Source organism: Mobiluncus porci, assembly GCF_009695935.1.
Lineage (GTDB): Bacteria > Actinomycetota > Actinomycetes > Actinomycetales > Actinomycetaceae > Mobiluncus > Mobiluncus porci.
This window is the reverse complement of sequence record NZ_VUMY01000040.1, coordinates 1-1,205: the sequence shown is the minus strand read 5'-3', so window position 1 is coordinate 1,205 and position 1,205 is coordinate 1. Positions and strand designations below refer to the sequence as shown.

At 54.3% G+C, this 1,205-nt stretch carries 1 protein-coding gene; it reads left to right on the top strand.

Going from position 1 to position 1,205, the window contains the following annotated elements; genetic code table 11:
* Nucleotides 1–141 precede the first annotated feature (141 nt).
* On the top strand, nt 142–1,205 hold a 1,064-nt coding region (locus FYJ63_RS10970; protein WP_195839389.1), incomplete at its 3' end, for an IS30 family transposase.

The following is a 1,205-nucleotide window of genomic DNA, read 5'->3' as shown; positions in this document are numbered from 1 at the left end:
CTCTTGGGTGGTAGGTGGTCTGGTTCGGCTGTGCGTGAGTATGCGTTGGAGTTGTTAGAGCTTGGGTGGACTGCGAAACAGGCGGCTTGTTTGCTTGGTTATGATCGTTGTTCTGTGACTGGCTGGGCGAAAATGGCTGGTATGAGTTTTAGACGTGGAATCCGTGGCGGGGGTGGTGGAGGTCTGGTTGATGATTATCGACCGGTTTTGCTTCCTCTGGGCTCGCCGCGGGATAAAGGTAATGGTAACCGGCTTGATTTCGCGGATCGGGTGTTGATAGAGGCCAGGGTTCGTGACGGGATTAGCTTGCGTGGGATTGCTCGCGAGTTGGGTGTGTCTGCTTCAACGGTTTCACGTGAGATAGCGCGCAATAGCCTGGATGGGGTGTATTCGTCTCGTCGGGGTCAGCGCTTGACCGGTGAGCGGGCTTTACGGCCTCGCGCGAGGAAACTCGAGACAGACTCTTGGCTTAGAAACATGGTAGTAGAGATGTTGAACACCAGGTTTTCGCCGCGTCAGATTGAAAACCGGTTGCGTTTTCTTTACCCGCTGGATAAGGATAAGCGTGTGAGTGCTGAAACTATTTACCAGGCTATCTATATTCAAGGACGCGGGTCTTTGCGACAAGAATTGAAAGTCGATAAAGCGCTGCGGACTGGGCGCACCAGCAGGATACCGGCATCTAAGCTGCCTTCCCGCAGGGATCGTCCTTGGCTTGTAGGGCACCATATTTCTTTGCGTCCCGCGGAAGTGAAAGACCGGGCGGTTCCCGGTCACTGGGAAGGCGACCTTGTTCTTGGTAAAGACCACAAGAGCGCTCTGATTACCCTGGTGGAACGCAAAACCAGGTTCACTATGGTCCAGAAAGTCAAAGGGTTCCATGACTCGACCACAATCACCGAGCAGCTCATCGAAATGATGTGTGAGGTCCCCAAGGAGATACGCAAGACCCTGACCTGGGACCAGGGAGGGGAAATGGCTAAACACGCCGAATTCACGCTCGCTTCTGGCTGTGAAGTATTCTTCTGTGACCCACACTCGCCCTGGCAGCGAGGCACCAACGAAAACACGAACGGCCTGATCCGAGATTTCTATCCCAAAGGCACCGACTTCAGAAAAATCAGCGACGACGACATCACAGAAATGCAACACCTTCTAAACATCCGCCCCCGCGAAACCCTCGGCTGGCAAAACCCCGCCGAAGC